Origin of the sequence: Streptococcus parasanguinis (genome assembly GCF_964238605.1) — a bacterium.
Classification (GTDB): Bacteria; Bacillota; Bacilli; order Lactobacillales; family Streptococcaceae; genus Streptococcus; species Streptococcus parasanguinis_AJ.
The window spans coordinates 1-18,097 of sequence record NZ_CAXSMM010000016.1; the positions used below are offsets into that span (position 1 = coordinate 1).

An 18,097-nucleotide genomic window follows, 5' to 3' on the forward strand; every position below is an offset into this window, starting at 1 on the left:
TCATCAGCTTTTACAGCCCTACTCAACTGTGCGGAGGTGGGACGACGAAATCGAATTCTAACGAATTACCGATTTCTATCCCACTCTCTTATTTCATATAAATCATCCCTGTACAGGCTTGCTCTGAAAGTTCGACAAAGCCCAGAGACTGGTAAAAGGCTAGATTCTTCTCGCTCCGTTCTGTGACGAGAAGCCGTTGATAGACATTTGGGAAGTTCGCTAAAGCCTCTGTTAAGAGTTTCCTTCCGATACCTTGACGCTGGTGATCTGGTCGTACCAAAAGGTCCTGCACAAAAATGACAGAGTGGCCATCACCTACCAAGCGAATGTAGGCGACGAGCTCGTCCTCATCATAGACGGCTAACTGCCAGAGACTGGCTTTGACAGCTTCTTCTAGCATGGTTGGGTTGTTGGTATAATTGGTCCAGCCGACCGAACTGTATAATGCGAGTAGGTCTGTCATCGCTGGAATTTCTTTTTTATAATCTAACATCTTAACTCCTTTTTAAGCTATAGTGCTGGAAGAAGGCGATATCCCGATAAGGGGACTCTTGGCAAACGGCCAGCTCCATTTTGAGCATAGACTCTCGCCAGCCTTCTTGGCCCTTGAAGCGATTATCCTGCAAGGCATAAAAGACACGGATCCCTTGGTAGTCCTGAACTTCGAGGGCTAGATCGTCTACTGCTCTATCTAGATCATAGGCCTGTGCCAAGCCCATGGAGTGGGTTTCCAGGTCTTGACCGGCTAAGAGATCAAGCGCCTTCTGAGTATCATTTTCAAAGACGACGGTCTGCAGGACGCGGCCAACCTCATTGTGCTTGACGATAGAGAGCAGGCCTCCTGGTTTCAAGAGACGGGTGAATGCCTTGAGAACCACCTTGCGATCCTCTACATACTCCAAGACATTGTGGCAGAGGATGACATCAAAACTGGCATCTTCAAAGCTCTCTATTTGGTCCAGACTCCCAACGAGTTGCTGGTAAGGATGATCCTGGACCCGCAAGGCCACCATTTCCTCATTGGGCTCCACAGCAAGGACTTCATTGTCTTGTGCCAGGTGGTTGGCCACGAGACCGAAGCCACTGCCGAAATCAAGCACCCGTTTACCTTTTATGTCTTTTAATTGATCAAAAAGGATATCATAATAGATCTGTCCCCAGGGTTGCTGGAGGTTTTCTAAATAAGCTTGAATATTTGCAGCCATCGATCTCCTCCTATTTGAAATTGAACATCTTGCTGGCTAGCTTGTCCGAGATGCGTGGGAAAAGGGTATAGAGCTTGTGGGTCAAGTTCAAAAGCCAAGGCAAATTGAGCTCGCGTTTTGGTTTTCCAAAGTTTTTCACAATCTTCTTAGCCACAAAGTCTGGTTCCAAAATATAACGGTCTACAGCCTTGACATAGCTTCCATCTGGGTCTGCCTGGTCAAAGAAAGTGGTCCGAATGGGGCCTGGATTGACCGTCGTCACATGGACACCAAAGGGCATGAGTTCTAACCGCAGGGCATTGGAGAAGCCGATGGCTGCAAACTTAGTAGCCGAATAAAGGCTGGATTTGGCAGTTGCGACAAGACCCGCCATGCTGACGATGTTGACGATGTGCCCCTTGCCTGCTTCCTTCATGTGCGCACCCATCAAGCGTGAAAGCTGCATGAGGGCAAAGGTATTGACATCAAACATCTCCTGCACCTGCTGGTCAGAAATGCGATCAAAAGCCTCAAAAATCCCATAGCCTGCATTGTTGACCAAGATATCAATCTGTCCGTAGCGCTGATAGAGCTCTTCTACCAAGTCTTGGACAGCTGAGGAATCAGTGATATCGATCCCGATGCATTCAGCTTGAGGATGACTGGCATAGAGCTTTTCCAGTTTTTCTTGATTTCTGCCTAGGAGAATCAGCCGATCTTCAGGGAGGAGCTTGACCATTTCTTGGGCCAAACCTCCACTTGCTCCTGTTATGAGAATGGTTCGCATCTTAGATCTCCACTTCTTCCAAATCTTTGACGACATAAACATTTTCAAAAATGCTGGACGCATCCTTGCGCAATTGGCTGATGTCTTTTGATAAGAAGCGAGCACTGATGTGGTTGAGAAGAAGGCGCTTGGCCCCTGCTTCACGCGCCACTTCTGCTGCCTGCATATTGGTCGAGTGACCGTGTTTCTTAGCAATCTTCTCATCACCCTTGCCATAGGTGGACTCATGGACCAAGACATCCGCATTGACTCCAAGGCGGACGCTGGCATCCGTCTTTCTGGTATCTCCGAGGATCGTGATAATCTTACCAGGCCGAGGGGCTGAAATATAATCTGCAGCAATGATCTTAGTGCCATCTTCCAGGGTGACATCTTGTCCATTTTTGACCTGGCCAAAGAGCGGTCCAAATGGAACGCCCGCTGCCTTGAGCTTGTCCGCATCCAGTGTTCCTTCGAGGTCTTTTTGCATGATCCGATAACCCACGCAAAAAATGGTGTGGTCCAAAACTTCCGCATAAACCGTGAATTTATCGGTTTCTAAAATCTTACCCAGAGAATGTTCATCGAATTCATGAAAATGGATGCGGTAAGGCAGGCGAGAGCCTGATACGCGAAGACTAGTCATCACAAAGGATTTGATTCCTACTGGTCCATAGATATCCAGATCCGTCTGCTCTTCATTGGCCTGAAAGGCCCGACTAGAGAGGAAACCTGGCAAACCAAAAATATGGTCTCCGTGTAGGTGAGTGATAAAGATCTTGCTAACCTTTCGCGGACGAATGGTCGTTTCTAAAATTTGATTCTGTGTCGCTTCGCCACAATCAAAGAGCCAGACTTCATTGATCTCGTCCAGCAATTTGAGGGCTAAGCTCGATACATTACGGGCTTTTGAGGGTTGCCCAGCTCCCGTTCCTAAAAATTGAATGTCCATTGTCTACTTTCTATCTATATAAATCATGGCCGTCCGGTTCTCTGAACGGAACGAAAGGTTGCCTGGGTAGGCTTGCGCTAGCTCGAGAAGCTCTTCTTGGTTATATCCTGACAGTTTCAAGCGTCCATCTTCCAAGCTCATCAAGTCAGTTAGGGCTGAGAGGGCTTCTGTTTTAGTGACCCCTTCTGGTTCAGCCTCTTGCAAGCAGATCTTGCCATCTTTTTCAAAGACCAAACAATGTGGAAAGATCTCTGCAATTTCGAATAAAATCGAAGAGGTGATATCCTCTGCTGGATGTTCAGCAAAGACACAGGCTAGCTCTTCATTTACATAGGCCAAGCCATAAGATTGACCTGATAAGTTGAGGCGGATAAAAGGTTTTTGTTCATCAAAGCTTTGCTGAGCTGTGAATAAGTCAAATGCTCGGCTCAAGTCCAAGAAATAATCCATGGCCTCCTTGGGGCTCTTCTTTTGATAGAGCTCAGCGAAATAAGCGTTGATCACACTTGGGGGAGGCGTAATCACACGGAGACGCAATTCCTCAGGGATCGTGCTTAAAAGATTGGTCAGGTAGACCCGATCGAGGCTGGTATAGCCTCCATATTTTATTGCTAAATCAACGTAATCCGTCATAAAATTCTTCCAACTTCCACTTATTTTTCTCTGCAATATAGCCTTGAATGACCTCGACGTCTTCTTCAAATTCGCGCTGGTCAATGATCGCTACTGTTTCTAGATCATGTGTCCGATAAGATTTTGAAAAGGGAACGCGAATGGTAAAGGGAACAAAGAGCTCTCTCAGTTTTTCTAGAAGCAAAGCCTGGAGATCTTCACGGGCTGTCTCAGAGCGCGCTGAAATCAAGCTAAAAGGTGTCTGGGTTGGGGTAAAGTCTGCTACTTTATCTGCTTTGTTGTAAAGGGTCAAGCGAGGAATCTCCAGCATATCCAGGTCCTTCATGATCGAAAGCACGGTCTTTTCATGCTCTTCATGATTGGGGTCAGAAGCATCTATGACATGGACCAGGAGGTCTACATTCTTACTTTCTTCCAGGGTCGACTTAAAGCTCGAAACCAACTCTGTCGGCAAGTCCTGAATAAAGCCAACCGTATCGGTCAGGGTCACTTGCAGATTGCCTGTTAGGTGGATGCTCTTGGTTGTGGCATCCAAAGTCGCAAAGAGTTCATCGGCTTCATACTGGCTCTTACTAGTCATTTGATTCATAATGGTCGACTTTCCTGCATTGGTATAGCCGATCAAACCAATCTTGAAGACAGGTGATTCCAAGCGTTTTTCACGAAGGGTTTCCCGGTTCTTTTCAACAGCCTTGAGCTGGCGCTCGATATCGGTAATTTGATTGCGAACACTCCGGCGGTTCAACTCCAACTGACTTTCCCCTGGACCACGAGAACCAATTCCCCCAGCCTGACGGCTGAGCATGATCCCTTGACCGACAAGGCGTGGCAAGAGGTATTTGAGCTGGGCCAAGTGCACCTGCAACTTCCCTTCATGACTCCTAGCCCTCATGGCAAAGATATCTAGAATCAGCTGCATCCGGTCAATGACTTTAACCCCTAGGATTTCTTCTAAATTGACATTTTGCCGGGGGGTCAGGCGGTTATTGACCACTACCGTTGTAATCTCATCTGCTTCGACCATTTGTGCGATTTCTTCTAGTTTTCCTGAGCCGACAAAGGTCTTGGTGTCGTATTTCTCCCGTTTTTGTGTATAGGAGCCCCGGACATCTCCACCTGCTGTTTTAGCCAGGCTGGCCAACTCCTCCATCGACATATCAAAATTGTCCATGCCTTGAAGTTCCACACCGACCAAAAGGATGCGTTCTTGTTTTTTTTCTGTTTCAATCATGCTGTAAAAACTCCTTTACATCTGCAAGAACCTGCTCCTTGAAGTGGGGGGCAGAAATGGCGTAAAAGGTCACTTCCATTCGATTTCGAAACCAGGTCAGCTGGCGTTTGGCAAAGCGCCGCGTATTGCGCTTGAGGATCTCACTGGCTTCCTCAAGGCTCTGCTCTCCCTTAAAGTAAGGAAAGAGTTCCTTGTAACCAATGCCTTTAGCTGCCTGAACCTCCGGATGGTCATCATAGAGCCACCGGGCTTCATCCAGCAAGCCTTCCTCTAGCATGCGATCTACTCGACGATTGATGCGATCATAGATCAAGGACCGTTCATCATCTAGACAGATGAGATAGGGTTCATAATCGGTCTCTTCGTTTGCGAGGTCCTGCCCAAAATGCGCAATTTCCAGAGCTCGCATGGACCGACGGCGATTGATCTGAGGAATCACAAGTCCTTGCTCCGCTACCCTTTGGTACAAGTCTTCATCCGACAACAAATCCAATTGAGCGCGATAGGCCAGAATCTCTTCATGAGGAACTTCACCACCTAGATGATAACCTTCGAGCAAACTTTGGATGTAAAGGCCCGTCCCACCTGCAATGATAGGAAGCTTGCCTCGAGCTGTGATCTCTTCAATCGCAGTCTTAGCTTCTCTTACAAAATCAAAAGCTGAGTAAGACTCGGTCACCTCCCGCACATCGATCAAATGATGGGGAGCTGCAGCTTGCTCTTCTGGTGTCGCCTTAGCTGTTCCTATATCTAGCTTACGATAGACTTGTTGACTATCGCCACTGATAATTTCACCATTGAGGGCTTGAGCTAAATCGATCGCAAGAGCTGTTTTTCCAACAGCAGTCGGTCCCACAATCACAATTATCTTGGTTTTCATCGTTTTTCCTTGCAAAATTCACGTTTTTTCGTTACCATATATTATAACATAAATATTTAAAGTTCAGAAAAGGAGAAATTCTCATGGCTAAAGGATTTGGTAAAGGTTTTGTTACTGGTGTTGCTGGTACAGTTGCTGCTGTCGCAGGTGCAGTTTACACATTCAAGAAAAAAGTAATCGAACCAGAAGAACAAAAAGCAGCTTTCATCGAAGAAAACCGCAAAAAAGCAGCACGTCGCCGTGTCTCACACTAATCATTCAAAAAGCTCCGGGAAACCGGAGCTTTTTTTGCTGAAGAAAAAGTCCATTTTGGAAAATTTTCTCTTATTGGTAGGGTTTGTCACGATATGCTAACACAAGTAATGCTAAAAAAATTAGAATGATATATATTATGTTTATTCAAACATATACTGAAACTTTCCGCCGTGAGAAAAGTGCTAGGAACACATTTGTTTCTAGCACTCGGGAGTTTTGAAACTTTAGGTTCAAAACTAAGTCATGGAACTTCGTAGAAGTTCGCTGACGTCCGTACTCACCTAAGGAAAGTTTCTATGATGACATTTGTCTTCAATCTAAAAGCTCCGGAAAACCGGAGCTTTTTTTGTGTTTGTTTCAAAAGGTGAAGAGATCATTCACCGTTCTTTGATCATCTTCGTTGCGATTTCCAAGAGTTCGACTCCCATCTGAAAATGCTCGTCTAATAAATCATAGACGGCATCTTCGGACAAGACACCACAAGGAAGATCTGCTGGAAAGTCAGCTTGATTGGAAAAGTCCAAATCATCAAAATAGGCTTGACTACTATAATAATCCCTCAGTTGGATATAGCTTTCTTGATGCTCTCTTAGCTGATCCACTGCTTTTTTGGTTTCTTCCAAAGTTTTGGCATAGTCATTCAAATAACCTTCCATTCTTTGGATCCGTTCGATGTTTTCCTGTGCAATTGCCATGATTTACTCCACTTTCACCACTTCTAGATGGGGGCCGCCTAGAAGCACGAGATATTTTTCTACTTGCTCTTTGCCATAAGAACGACGAAGAGCTTCTGCATAGAGATCGAGCTGATCCCGGTAGCGTTCGACCAATTGGCTAGGAATCTTGTAGTGATCCGTCTTGTAATCAAAGAGCAGGATCCGGTCTTCTAGCACCACGTAACCATCCAGGATCCCCCGCACGACGAAGTCCTCTCCACTGGCTGGATCTTTCTTCAGCATGGCAAAGGGAGCTTCGCGACGGACTCGAGAGGCCTCTTTTTGAAGCAAGGTCCCCAGAGGTGTCTCATAGAAAGCAAGGATGGCCTCTAGCTTGATGCGGGCTTTGACCGCTGGCTCTGCTTGAACTTGCTCCAAGGCTTGACGCAGCTTATCCAGCGTGATTTCTTCCTCAAGAGGCACGCGCTGCATGAGTTCATGGACAGCACTACCGACTTGGGCTCCTGTCACAGCTTTTTCTTGACCAAAAGTTGGAAGCTCAAACTCAGGCGTCACAGTCTTTGCATCCATGATCTGGACGCCATTGGCATCCATGACTGGCTCGTAGAATTTCTTGATCTGACTAGGAGTACGTACACTTGGTAAATGAATGGCCGGAGCATAGAGCTGATTGAGCCGATCAACATTTTCCAAGATATCCAAGGCCCGACGAATATCCTCGGACTGACGGACATCCTTGAGCTGATCCAGGCGGGAATCCTTCTCCTTCTCTAGCGGTTCCAGCTGGTCTGGTGTCAGGTCTTCATCTGTCACAAAACGCGTGTCATAGGCCAGGGTATTTTTGGTAAACACATCTTGAATGGCAAAGAGCCAGTCCTGATAAGAGGTCCATTCTTTTCGCTTCTCTGGATCCAATTTGCCATTGCGACTGGTCCCCCAATCGGTATCACGCAGTTTGTCCTCCCGGCCTTTTCCGACCAGATAGAGCTTGAGCTCGGCCCGTGTCATGGCGACATAAAGAAGACGCATCTGCTCAGAAATGGTAGCCAATTTTGTTTCTTCCACATTGCGTTGGTAGCAAGGTGTTTCGATCTGCAGGCGAATGGTTTCTGGAGCAACTGGATTCTCTGTCTCAACCGGAAGACTCGCAACATATTTAAAGCCAATCCCTTTTTGGCGACTGAGGATAATCGGCCCCGATTGATCCTTACGGTTAAAGGCTTTGTCCATATTGAGAATAAAGACATACTTGAATTCCAGCCCCTTACTCTTATGGACGGTCATGAGCTGGACGGCATCTTTTGGAGCCGCAAGAGGGACGCTGGCCAAATCGTGTTCATTTTCGATCACCTTGTCAATCATGGCAATGAAGCGCGACAAGCCCTTAAAGCTGGCTTTTTCATAATCATTGGCCCGAAGCGTCAAAGCGTAGAGATTGGCCTGACGCTGGGCCCCATTTGGAAGGGCGCCGACATAGTCATAGTAATAGCGATCCTCATAGATTTTCCACAGCAAATCATAGATCGAAGAGGTCTTGGCAGCAGCCCGCCAAGTAGATAAAACTTTGAGGAAGTTCTCGATTTTAGCTGAGAGCTTGGCATCAATCAGATTGGCATGCTCTGCAGTCTTTTCAAGGGCTAACTGGACCTTGTGGTAGAAGGCCATTTGCTTTTGCTCTGGAAGAGTCTGCAAGGAAATCCGTGCCAACTCATCTTCATCAAAGTCAAACATGGGGGATTTCATGAGAGCAACCAAGGGATAATCATGCAAGGGATTGTTAATGGTCCGCAAGGTATCCAACATGACCATCACTTCCAGTGACTCAAGATAATGCGCCTGTCCGCTATCTGCCACAATCGGGATATGGTACTGGTCAAAAGCTTCCAGAATCGCATCATTACGAGTTCGAGTCGCAGTCAAGAGCGTGATTTCTTTAAAAGGCACTTTTTCCACCCGATGGAGGCGTAAAATTTCTTTGATGACTAGGAGAATTTCTCCCTTGGAAACCGTCTCGAGTCCAGAAGCAGCTTCCTCGTCTTCGGTCTTTTCTTCCTGGTCTTGGGAGCCATCATAGAGCAAAAATTCTGCCCGATGTTGTGGCAAGGCCATCCGCTGCTTGTCACTTCCTGCAACCAGATAATGGGTTTGATTGTAATCAATCTCGCCCACCTCTTCGTCCATCAAATGGCGAAAGACATCATTGGTCGCGTCCAATACCTCCACATGACTCCGGAAATTTTCCTTGAGGAGGATCAACCGCCCTTTCGCCCCTTCTTCTTGGTAGGCTTTAAATTTATCATTAAAAATCTGTGGATCTGCCTGACGGAAGCGATAAATCGATTGCTTGATATCCCCCACCATGAAGCGATTGTGGCCATTTGACAGCAAGTCTAACATCCGCTCTTGGGTGTGGTTGGTATCCTGGTACTCATCGACCATGACCTCATGATAGCGCTCTTGATAGGCTTGTCTCACCTCTGGGAATTGCTCTAAAATTTGAATGGCAAAATGACTGATATCCCCAAATTCATAAGCTTTTTCTTGGATTTTTCGTTCCAGATAAGCGTGAGAAAAGTCTCTGATAAAGTCCCGGAGCAAGGAGAGCATGGGGCCTTCTTCTTGGTGGTAGGCTTGTTGAAATTCCAGCTGATAGAGCTGATTTTCCAAGTCTCTGAGGCGGTTGATATGTATGGTTTTATCCTGGTTATAAGCCGTGACTAACTCTTTCAACTCTTCTTTTCGGGCTCTGTTGGTCAAGGCTCCCCCATTTGAAGCCCGACTAATCGCCACGACCGCCTTTAGGACAGAGGTCAGTTGCTCTTTATTAACGCGCCCCGTCAGTCTTCCAATCTGATCGAGCACCTCTTCTACAGCTTCCAAATACTTTACCTTGCCAAATGCTTGGCCTTCATTGGACAAATGAAAGGCAAAAAAGCTCTCTGCCTCATAAAGGGCCTGCTGGATGCTCTCCATCAGAGTAGCTTCCACCTGGTCAAAATCGGTCTCTTCATAACCTTTTAGGAAATGCTCCTCCAGCCATTTCTCCGGATCGCTGGTCGACTGAAGAAAGTCATAGATCTGGTAGACCTGTTCTTTAAACAAGGTCAAATTTTTGCGCTGCCCCGTGAAATTCTTGACCATCTGCACAAAGGCTTCTTGGTTTTCCCCCTGGTAATAGCGGTCAAAAACAGCTTGAAAGACTTCATTTTGTAAGAGGCGTTGCTCACTAGCGTTTTGTAAAATGCGAAACTGAGGCGCCAACCCAAGCAAATAGCCATAGCGCGTTAGGACCTTTTGGGTAAAAGAGTCCATGGTTCCGATATCGCTGGTGGCGACATCTGCGATTTGACGGGCCAGGTGTTGCTTGAGCTCTGGGTCATCGCTCGCTTGCAGGGCTTTTCCAAGTTCACTTTCCAAACGCTCCTTGAGCTCTCCTGCTGCCTTGACCGTAAAGGTCGAGATAAAGAGCTCCTTAATCGAAATGCCACGCTGCATCTGATCCAGTATCCGCTGCACCATGACAAAGGTCTTTCCTGATCCAGCAGAGGCTGACACCAAGATATTGGTCCCCGAACTATAGATGGCATCGATCTGTTCTGGTGTCCGCTTTTGCTCTTTGGTAGAAGCTGCCTCTTGGGCCTGAAGGGCCTTGATTTCTTCTCTTGTCAAAAATGCTTGTTTGATCATTTGTTCAAGACCTCCTTCATCTTCTCGATCCAAGCGGCTTTCACCTTTTCACCGCGTATTCCTTTTTGGTCTAGTTTGGTCAAGAACCGTGCCTGACCTAGGTGACGATCCGCTTCAAATCCTGTAATGGATTTAAACTGCTCCACAAATGGTGCGATATTGCGCCCATTTTCACTATAGGGATTGATGGCAAATTGCCCCTTGAGAATTCCTTCTGCCGCTGTTTTATAGAGATAAGCGTTGTACAAGAGGAGCAGGTCCAGTTCTTCCTTACTCAGCATCATAGCCTTATTCTTATCATAGGCCTCGCCCAGATAAGGCGCCTGATCTGCCATAAAGAGCCCCTTGTACTGTTGACTTTTCATGGTTTGGTTGATGGCATCCTCTACTGTCTTGGTCTTTTTCAGATCCACTACGGGATCTCCCATTTCCAAATACATAGCTCCGAAAATCCCCTGCTCCTCTTGGTATTCCTTCAAATCCTGAATCGCAGAAAGATAGGTCGGCAATTGAGAATTCAGTCCATTAAAGAACTTGTCATAGTGAAATTGCGTCAGACTGGACTTATAGTCCACGACTCCGAGGGCTCCCCGATCCCTCAATTGATCAATGCGGTCCACCTTGCCTCGTAGCTGCAGGAGACGGCCATCGGACAATGGATAAGAGGTGTGGGTACTTCCACCAAAGAGGGTCTCCTCACCGATGGTCTCGATGCCATTTTGCTGGGCGAGGACACGCCCCGTTGTTTTCGCGGTATCAAGAAGCAAGTTGCGAATAAACTCGGTCTCTCCACTTTCTCCATACAATTGCTGAAACTCTGCTTCTTGGCTGGTCTCTCGAATCGCCTCGTTTAAACGCCGATCAAACGCTTGATCGGAGCCATCTTTTAAGACTCGTTCAAAGATCCGGTGCAAGAAATTCCCATGACTGCGAGCGTCTGGCCGGATCGTTTCATCCTCTTGTAAGCCCAAGACATAGCGCAGATAAAAGGCATACTGGTGCTTGTAGTATTCATTCAAGGCAGAAGCGGATAAGGTCAAGGCTTTTCCCTCTGGATAGAGCGCTTGAAGCGTATCCGACTGAAGCTGACGGCTCTTTAATTCCGTTGAAATCTGAGGAATCTGGATGCCTTCAGCGGCTAATTTCTTGCGCAAGACCCGTACCGCCACACCCCAAAAGCTGGCTTCTTCAGGAGACAACTCACTCGTAATTTCTTCTTGATGGAGTTCGATCACGCGCGCTAGGAGGGCCCGGTAGGTCCCGATATCATCACTCGAGGCTTGGGTTTGTTTGGTCGTCCACTCGATGGCAATAGGTTTCTTGGTCAATTCGACAAGGTAAGGAGAGACACTATCTTCCATTTCATTGACCAAGCTAGGGGCCGATAGGACCAGTTGGTTGGTCGCCGCATTGAGGAGCGAAACCGCCACAAAGCGATTCTTCTTGAGATTTTCACTGGTCACCACCTGGAGCTCTGCTCCTTCTTGGGTGGCCTCATTGAGCTGCTGGCGCTCTTCTTCACTGAGCAGAGTGGTGTTCTGAGCAATCTTTGGAAAACGCTCTTGGGTCAGCCCGATCGCGTAGATATAAGGCGCTGTCAAGGGTTCAATCAAGTCATAGGACTGAACCGTCACCACATCGACCGTAGCAGGAACTGTCCGGTATTGAGACAATTGCATCCCCGATAAGAGGAGGGCCAAAAAGTCATCCACTGTCAGCTCTTGGTCCTCAAAGACCACGTTCAACTCCTCTAAGACATGGAGAAAAGCCTTCCAGACCTGGTCATAGCGCTCCTGCTCCTCCAAGGCTAGAACCTTGATCAAAGCTTGTAGATTCTGAGAAAGTTGGGCCTCTTGCAGAAACTCTGTAAAGGCGGTTAAGAGATGAGTCACCTTTTGTTTGCGCTGTGAAAAGAAAGGGGCTAGAGGTTCTACGACGCGTTCCCGGAGAGTATTGAGCTCTTCCAGATTAAACTTGCCCTGACGATTGCCAGTAAAAGGCTTGTGAAATTTTTTAGCACCCTTTACTTCCGCAAAGCGAAGGTATTGCTCAAAAGCATCGACTTCCTCTTGCGTCAGATCACTATACAGACCCGTTTTCAACAGATTGATGACGTCTTCCGTCTGGTAATTGAACTGCTTGATCCGCCCTAGCGATTCAATGACCTGAATCAAGGGATGGTGGACCATGGCCTCACTTCGTCCCAAGTAAAAGGGAATCTGATACTGGTCAAAAATGGTCTTGAGCTGTAGTTGATAAGCTTCTACATCGCCTAACAAGACCCGAATATCCCGATAGCGGGCCCCATCATGAAGACGCTGACGGATGGATTTGGCGACAAATTCCAACTCTTCTTTTTGCGTGTTGGTTTGCCAGAGTTGGACAGCTGTTCGATCTTGGTCCTCCAGCTCATTTTCCACTTGTGAAAAATCGTAGCGCGCTTCTAGCATGCGGGTAATGCGACTAAAAGAGTCTTCGATCGCTTGCCCACAATACTGAGGCTGTACCTCAAAAGTCTTTGCCAGCTGGAGGAGAAAGTCAACACTGGCCTGGTAAAGATTGCCCTCTCTAAAACTTGCTCGATAGGCTTTTTCACTGGCATAGACCCCGATGACAATCTCCACTCCTTTTCGGTGAAGGAGACTGATCAAGGCCTCTTCTTCTGCAGAAAAACGCGTGAAGCCATCGACAACAACCGCCACATCCTGTAATTGCTCTTCCAAGTGCCCTTCTTCAACCTGATTGAGGAAAAAGGCCATCTTGGACTGGGATTCATACTGATGCTGGACCAGCATCTCAGAGATAGCTTCAAAAATCGCCAAGAGGTCCTCTCTTTTTTCAGCTTCCTCGAGCAACTCTAAATCGGTAAAATCCATCTGGGCCGTCTGCAATTCATGATAGAGCTGGACCAGTTGCTGGATAAACTGAGGATCCTTACGCAGGGCCCCGTAAACTTTGAGATCCTGCTCCTTCATCTGGGAAAGAGCTTTAAAAAATAACATGCCGAGACCGATATCATCCAAGGGTTGCTCCTCAAAGACCTGATTCAGGATGAAATAACGGGCCATTTGGGCAAAGCGCGTGACGGTAATGGCAAAAGAAGCCTGACCTTCTAAATAGGACAAGACCTTGGCTTCTTTTTCAAAGGAAAGAGAGTTGGGTGCAATATAAAACACACGCTTGCCCTGTTCTACTAACCCTACGGCTTCTTGTGTCAGGACCTGGGTCAAGGGGGTCCGAACATCCGTATAGAGTAATTTCATCCGATCCGTTCTCCTTTTGGCATTTTTTTGAGAGCTTGTTATCTTCTTATTATATCATTTTCACAGGAGGGACTAAAGCAAGAAGTCATGCTCCTCTTGGCCCAATTTTAGGAGATTTATGCTACAATAAAAGTTGAAGAGACAGAAAGGATACCACCTATGACCAGCATTTATGATTTTTCTTTAGAAAACCAGAATGGGGAGGAGATTCCCCTTTCTCACTACCAAGGTAAGGTCCTCATCGTAGTCAATACAGCAACAGGCTGTGGCTTGACCCCGCAATACCAAGGACTGCAAGATCTCTACCAGCGCTACCAGGAAAAGGGGCTGGAAATCCTAGACATTCCCTGTAACCAATTCATGGGACAGGCACCAGGAACTGCCGAAGAAATCAATAGCTTCTGTAGCCTCAACTACCAGACCACCTTCCCACGATTCGCCAAAGCCAAGGTCAATGGCAAAGAAGCCCTTCCTCTCTATGACTGGCTTAAAAGCCAAGCTGCCGGGCCACTGGGAGAACGCATCGAATGGAACTTTGCAAAATTTGTCATCGACCGACAAGGCCAAGTCGCCCAACGCTTCTCCTCCAAAACAGAACCAGCTGCCATGAAAGACTTGATCCAAGAATTACTTGAGAAATAAGCAAAAAGCCTGAGCCAACGCTCAAGCTTTTTTATATTAATCAATTTCAAGTCCACCGGTGTACAAACGGTGATAGGTTCCTTTTTCTGCCATCAAGGAAGCATGGTTGCCTCGCTCGATGATGCGTCCATGGTCCATGACCATGATGACATCGGAATTGACAATTGTCGATAGACGGTGGGCAATGACAAAGACAGTCCTACCTTCCATCAAACGGTCCATCCCTTCTTGCACCATCTTCTCTGTCCGAGAGTCAATCGAAGACGTCGCTTCGTCCAGAATCAAGACTGGCGCATTGGCAAGGGCTGCACGGGCAATGGCGATCAATTGTCGTTGACCATTTGAAAGGCCAGCCCCATCATCCGTCAAGACCGTTTCATAGCCCTGATCCAAATGCTTAACAAAGGAATCCACATTAGCAATCCGAGCTGCTTCAAGGATTTCTTCCCGTGTTGCATCAGCACGGCCGTAAGCGATGTTTTCTGCAATGGTACCAGTGAATAAGTGGGTATCTTGAAGAACGATTCCAAGGGAACGACGAAGAGAATCCTTCTCAATCAATCTAATATCGATTCCATCATAGGTAATCATTCCAGATTGGATATCATAGAATCGGTTGATCAAGTTGGTAATGGTTGTCTTTCCTGCACCAGTCGCTCCGACAAAGGCCACTTTTTGACCCTTATCCGCGTACAAATTGATGCCATGAAGGATTTGTTTCTTCCCATCATAGGAGAAATCAACATTATCAAAGACCACATTTCCGACCATCTTGACAAGCTGGTAATCTCCATTTGGACGAGGGTGTTTCCAAGCCCACTTGTTGGTTTTCTGATCGGTTTCAACCATTTCTCCATCGACCAGTTCATAATTGACCAACGTCACTTTTCCAAGGTCGACCTCTTCTTCTTCATCCAAGAGATCAAAGACACGATCTCCACCAGCCAAAGCCATCAGGACAAAGTTCAATTGTTGAGAGACCTGAGCAATGGGACCTGTGAAGGAACGGTTCAATTGCAGAAAGGCCATGAGACCACCAATGGTTAAACCACCGATGCCGTTTAGCGCAAAGAGCCCACCGATCAAGGCTGTTAGAACAAAGGAAACATTGCCCAAGTTCCCAAGAATCGGCATGAGGACATTGGCATAGCGGTTGGCTTGGTAGGAAGACTCAAAGAGTTGGTCATTGATCCGGTCAAAATCCTCAATGCTTTCTCTTTCATGCACAAAGGCCTTGACCACTTTTTGACCAGACATCATTTCTTCAATAAAGCCATTCTCAATCCCCAAGTTCTTTTGTTGGGCGCCAAAGTAACGACCTGACTTGCCAGAGACATCCTTGATGATAAAGACCATAACGATAACCATGAAAAGAACAATCAAGAACAAGAGCGGACTAACCGTCAGCATGGTAATCGTTACCCCAAGGATGGTAATCGCTGAGGATAGAAGTTGAGGAATGGATTGTTCAATCGCTTGGCGAAGGGCATCAATATCATTGGTATAGATAGACATGATGTCCCCGTGTTGGTGGGTATCAAAGTAACGTACCGGCAGTTTTTGCATGCGAGCAAACAACTGATTTCGAAGACTTCTAAGTGAGTCTTGTGAAACGGTCGCCATGATCAAGGTAAAGCCATAGTTGGCAAGTACCCCGATCAAACAGATCAAACCAACCCGTGTCAAGAAGGACAAGAGCGGTCCGAAATCATGGCTGTTTGACGTTAACATGGGCTCCACATAGACGTCGACCAAGGACTGAATCGAAGCTGTTACATTGACCGTCGCAAGAGAGGATAGAATGATTAAGATAAAGGAAACAATCAAGGATACCTTGTAGTTTTTCCAAAGGAAGTCGAGCAGGCGAAGGATAGAGCCTAGATTTGCTTTTTTCTTAGTTTTCATCTGCTTCTCCTTTCCCTTGTGTTTGCATTTCATATACTTCTTGGTAGATGGCATTGGTCGCAAGCAATTCTTCGTGACGACCGATCGCATCGATTTGGCCATCATTCATCACGATAATACGATCTGCATCTTGAATAGAGGAAATCCGTTGACCAATGATGATTTTGGTGGTCTCTTTCAAGCTGGTTGCTAATCCTTGACGGATCAAACTATCCGTCTTGGTATCAACCGCAGACGTCGAATCATCCAAGATCAAGATCTTCGGATTCATGAGAAGGGCACGCGCGATACAGAGACGCTGGCGTTGACCACCAGAGACGTTGGATCCCCCACGCTCAATCATGGTGTCATAGCCCTCTTTGAAATCTTGAATAAATTCATCGGCTTGGGCAATCTTACAAGCTGCGATGATCTCTTCATCCGTCGCCTCTTTATTTCCCCAGCGCATATTTTCTTTAATCGTACCAGAGAAAAGGACATTGGTCTGAAGAACCATGGCCACTTGCTTACGAAGGGAATCCAGATCGTATTCTTTGACATCGTGGCCTGCTACTGTCACCCGACCAGACTCGACATCATAGAGACGAGGAATCAACTGCACCAAGCTTGATTTTCCTGATCCTGTTCCTCCCAAGATCCCAATCACTTCCCCTGAACGAATAGAAAGATTAATCCCTTGTAAGACATGGGTCTTATCGCCATTTTCATCGGTATAAGCAAAGGTCACATCCTCAAAGTTGATGGAGCCATCAGCAACTTCTTTGATCCCATTTTCTGGAGAGTCAATCGTCGTTTTGGTCGTCAAGACTTCATTGATCCGCTCGACAGAGGCCATGGAAATCGACAACATGACAAAGATCATCATAAACATCATGAGCGACATGAGAATGGTCATGGTGTAGCTAAACATAGAAGTCAGATTCCCAGTGGAGAGTTGGCCACCAACGATCAGATGAGCCCCAATCCAAGAGATCAAAAGGAAAGAAGCATACATGGAAAGCATCATAGCTGGGCTACTCAAGACAACGACACGGATAGCCTTCATAAACATGTTATAAATCCGGCGTGAAGCTTTTTTGAATTTAACGGTTTCATCTGCTTCCTTAACGTAGGACTTCACCACTCGCATATTGGTGATGTTTTCCTGAATGCTGTTGTTGAGATTGTCATAAGCTTCAAATACTTCTGTAAAGAGCGGATACACAATCTTCATGATGATGCTTAAGACAGCTGCCAAAAAGATGGTCACATAGACAAAGATCATGGCCATTTCTGCATTGATCATGAAACAAGCTACAATAGCAAAGATCAAATTAAGCGGTGCCCGAACACAGATCCGAATGACCATTTGATAGGCATTTTGAACATTGGTCACATCCGTCATCATCCGAGTGACTAATCCACCTGATGAGAACTGATCAATATTCTCAAATGAGAAGGTTTGAACCTTTTTGAAAATAGCCCGACGAAGGTTTTTGGCAAAACCAGCCGATGCATAGGCGCCATAACGGGCAGACTGCATCCCACAAAAGAGGGAGAGAAAGGCATAGACCAGCATGAGCCCACCGTAAAACAAAATATTGTTCATGTTTCTTTGTTGAACACCTTGGTCCAAAAGACTCGCCATGACAAAGGGAATCGAAATCTCAAACATGACTTCAAAGACCATGAACAAGGAAGCCAATATCGAGGGCTTCTTGAATTCTTTGATCTCGGAAATTAAGGATCGAATCATTATTACCTCCAATGTTATTCATACTTTTTCCTGCGGTAGAAGCAAAGCTTCTTTCCATCGAAAATAGGTCAAAACACACAAAATTCCCTGAGGGAAAGACCCTAGGGATTACGCGTTTTTTATAGTCTTCATTGTAACCTAAATTGCAAAAAAATGCAAGATTTTTAGACAGTGTCATTTTTTCTGTTTATCCAGTGCAAAAGAGGCTGGGACAAAAGTCCTGGCCTCTCAATTGTCTTTAGATTGTCGAGCAAGACGCAGCGGTTGAGTAGGCTCTACTACGCTGA

General features: G+C 46.5%; 14 protein-coding genes. 2 read left to right on the forward strand and 12 right to left on the reverse strand.

Annotated features, from left to right (window positions below; all coding sequences use genetic code 11):
- Positions 1 to 88: 88 nt before the first annotated feature.
- Genes ACESR9_RS09630 through miaA form a run of 7 tightly spaced genes read right to left on the reverse strand, consistent with a single transcriptional unit; the run spans position 89 to position 5,646 of the window.
- Complete coding sequence (locus tag ACESR9_RS09630; RefSeq protein WP_373106371.1) at positions 89 to 493, reverse strand: GNAT family N-acetyltransferase; 405 nt, start codon at positions 491 to 493, stop codon at positions 89 to 91.
- Between the two features lies 1 nt (position 494).
- A complete protein-coding gene (locus tag ACESR9_RS09635; protein WP_373106372.1) occupies positions 495 to 1,205 on the reverse strand; it encodes a methyltransferase domain-containing protein in 711 nt (236 codons plus the stop codon).
- A gap of 10 nt (positions 1,206 to 1,215) precedes the next feature.
- On the reverse strand, positions 1,216 to 1,971 hold the full coding sequence (locus tag ACESR9_RS09640; protein ID WP_070588857.1) for an SDR family NAD(P)-dependent oxidoreductase: 756 nt from the start codon (positions 1,969 to 1,971) through the stop codon (positions 1,216 to 1,218).
- Between the two features lies 1 nt (position 1,972).
- On the reverse strand, positions 1,973 to 2,902 hold the full coding sequence (rnz, locus tag ACESR9_RS09645) for a ribonuclease Z (protein ID WP_070588856.1): 930 nt from the start codon (positions 2,900 to 2,902) through the stop codon (positions 1,973 to 1,975).
- A gap of 3 nt (positions 2,903 to 2,905) precedes the next feature.
- Positions 2,906 to 3,535 (reverse strand): cystathionine beta-lyase, encoded by a 630-nt coding sequence (locus ACESR9_RS09650; RefSeq protein WP_373106373.1) that lies wholly within the window; start codon positions 3,533 to 3,535, stop codon positions 2,906 to 2,908.
- The gene (gene hflX, locus ACESR9_RS09655) at positions 3,519 to 4,766 is read right to left on the reverse strand and encodes a GTPase HflX (protein ID WP_302692429.1); all 1,248 of its coding nucleotides are present in this window, start codon (positions 4,764 to 4,766) and stop codon (positions 3,519 to 3,521) included. Before hflX ends, ACESR9_RS09650 begins: the two co-directional genes overlap by 17 nt.
- The gene (miaA, locus tag ACESR9_RS09660; RefSeq protein ID WP_373106374.1) at positions 4,759 to 5,646 is read right to left on the reverse strand and encodes a tRNA (adenosine(37)-N6)-dimethylallyltransferase MiaA; all 888 of its coding nucleotides are present in this window, start codon (positions 5,644 to 5,646) and stop codon (positions 4,759 to 4,761) included. The genes hflX and miaA overlap by 8 nt, the downstream gene beginning before the upstream one ends.
- 83 nt (positions 5,647 to 5,729) lie before the next feature.
- Between miaA and ACESR9_RS09665 the strand changes: the two genes are divergently transcribed.
- Positions 5,730 to 5,900, forward strand: coding sequence for a DUF3042 family protein (locus ACESR9_RS09665; RefSeq protein WP_003002781.1), 171 nt, complete (start codon positions 5,730 to 5,732; stop codon positions 5,898 to 5,900).
- Between the two features lie 378 nt (positions 5,901 to 6,278).
- Here the strand turns inward: ACESR9_RS09665 and ACESR9_RS09670 are convergent, their stop codons facing one another.
- The 3 genes from ACESR9_RS09670 to rexB are packed head-to-tail and all read right to left on the reverse strand — an operon-like array spanning position 6,279 to position 13,528.
- Positions 6,279 to 6,596, reverse strand: a complete 318-nt coding sequence (locus ACESR9_RS09670; protein ID WP_049472335.1) for a DUF4298 domain-containing protein — start codon at positions 6,594 to 6,596, stop codon at positions 6,279 to 6,281.
- A gap of 3 nt (positions 6,597 to 6,599) precedes the next feature.
- Entirely contained in the window at positions 6,600 to 10,265 is a 3,666-nt protein-coding gene (gene addA / locus ACESR9_RS09675) for a helicase-exonuclease AddAB subunit AddA (RefSeq protein ID WP_373106389.1), read from the reverse strand.
- Positions 10,262 to 13,528 carry an ATP-dependent nuclease subunit B gene (gene rexB / locus ACESR9_RS09680; protein WP_373106375.1) on the reverse strand — a complete coding sequence of 1,089 codons (3,267 nt, stop codon included), beginning with the start codon at positions 13,526 to 13,528 and terminating at the stop codon, positions 10,262 to 10,264. Before rexB ends, addA begins: the two co-directional genes overlap by 4 nt.
- 159 nt (positions 13,529 to 13,687) lie before the next feature.
- Here rexB and ACESR9_RS09685 point away from each other — a divergent pair, with 159 nt between their 5' ends.
- Entirely contained in the window at positions 13,688 to 14,170 is a 483-nt protein-coding gene (locus tag ACESR9_RS09685; RefSeq protein ID WP_373106376.1) for a glutathione peroxidase, read from the forward strand.
- Between the two features lie 36 nt (positions 14,171 to 14,206).
- Here ACESR9_RS09685 and ACESR9_RS09690 read toward each other — a convergent pair whose 3' ends face one another.
- A complete protein-coding gene (locus ACESR9_RS09690; RefSeq protein ID WP_373106377.1) occupies positions 14,207 to 16,075 on the reverse strand; it encodes an ABC transporter ATP-binding protein in 1,869 nt (622 codons plus the stop codon).
- Positions 16,065 to 17,810: an ABC transporter ATP-binding protein gene (locus tag ACESR9_RS09695; protein WP_373106378.1), complete on the reverse strand. Its 1,746-nt coding sequence runs from the start codon at positions 17,808 to 17,810 to the stop codon at positions 16,065 to 16,067. The genes ACESR9_RS09690 and ACESR9_RS09695 overlap by 11 nt, the downstream gene beginning before the upstream one ends.
- Positions 17,811 to 18,097 lie beyond the last annotated feature (287 nt).